General features: G+C 56.0%; 2 rRNA genes. Both read right to left on the reverse strand.

The features are described 5' to 3' along the window. Positions 1 to 5 precede the first annotated feature (5 nt). A 5S ribosomal RNA gene (gene rrf / locus ACFFHU_RS31640) occupies positions 6 to 122 on the reverse strand. A gap of 78 nt (positions 123 to 200) precedes the next feature. Then, a 23S ribosomal RNA gene (locus ACFFHU_RS31645) occupies positions 201 to 1,592 on the reverse strand; the annotation flags it as partial.

A 1,592-nucleotide genomic window follows, 5' to 3' on the forward strand; every position in this document is an offset into this window, starting at 1 on the left:
TGGTTGTCCGGCGGCGTCCTACTCTCCCACACCCTCCCGGGTGCAGTACCATCGGCGCTGGAGGGCTTAGCTTCCGGGTTCGGAATGTTACCGGGCGTTTCCCCTCCGCTATGGCCGCCGTAACTCTATGAACCTGTCAAACACCACATGGTGGTCTGTTTGTTGGCTCGGGATTGTATAGTGGACGCGTAGCATGTTTGTGGGTCAAGTCCTCGGCCTATTAGTACCGGTCAACTGAACCCGTTACCGGGCTTACATTTCCGGCCTATCAACCCAGTGGTCTGGCTGGGGGCCTTACCCCTATCACTAGGGTGGGATACCTCATCTTGAAGCGAGCTTCCCGCTTAGATGCTTTCAGCGGTTATCCCTTCCGAACGTAGCTAACCAGCCGTGCCCCTGGCGGGACAACTGGCACACCAGAGGTTCGTCCGTCCCGGTCCTCTCGTACTAGGGACAGCCCTTCTCAAGTATCCTACGCGCACGGCGGATAGGGACCGAACTGTCTCACGACGTTCTAAACCCAGCTCGCGTACCGCTTTAATGGGCGAACAGCCCAACCCTTGGGACCTGCTACAGCCCCAGGATGCGACGAGCCGACATCGAGGTGCCAAACCATCCCGTCGATATGGACTCTTGGGGAAGATCAGCCTGTTATCCCCGGGGTACCTTTTATCCGTTGAGCGACACCGCTTCCACACGCAAGTGCCGGATCACTAGTCCCGACTTTCGTCCCTGCTCGACCTGTCAGTCTCACAGTCAAGCTCCCTTGTGTACTTGCACTCAACACCTGATTGCCAACCAGGCTGAGGGAACCTTTGGGCGCCTCCGTTACCTTTTAGGAGGCAACCGCCCCAGTTAAACTACCCACCAGACACTGTCCCTGAACCGGATCACGGTCCGAAGTTAGATACCCAAATCAACCAGAGTGGTATTTCAAGATTGCCTCCACCCATACTGGCGTATGGACTTCACCGGCTCCCACCTATCCTACACAAGCCAATCCGAATACCAATGTCAAGCTATAGTAAAGGTCCCGGGGTCTTTCCGTCCTGCCGCGCGTAACGAGCATCTTTACTCGTAATGCAATTTCGCCGGGCCTGTGGTTGAGACAGTAGGGAAGTCGTTACGCCATTCGTGCAGGTCGGAACTTACCCGACAAGGAATTTCGCTACCTTAGGATGGTTATAGTTACCACCGCCGTTTACTGGCGCTTAAGTTCTCAGCTTCGCCCCGAAAGACTAACCGGTCCCCTTAACGTTCCAGCACCGGGCAGGCGTCAGTCCATATACATCGAATTACTTCTTCGCATGGACCTGTGTTTTTAGTAAACAGTCGCTTCCCCCTGGTCTCTGCGGCCATACCACGCTCCAGCAGCAAGTGCCTTCACGCGTCCGGCCCCCCTTCTCCCGAAGTTACGGGGGTAATTTGCCGAGTTCCTTAACCACAGTTCACCCGATCGCCTTGGTATTCTCTACCTGACCACCTGTGTCGGTTTGGGGTACGGGCCGCTGTGGAACTCGCTAGAGGCTTTTCTCGGCAGCATAGGATCACTGACTTCACCTGAATCGGCTCGGCATCACGTCTCACCCACA

It is taken from the genome of Plantactinospora siamensis, from assembly GCF_042434095.1.
GTDB lineage: Bacteria > Actinomycetota > Actinomycetes > Mycobacteriales > Micromonosporaceae > KBS50.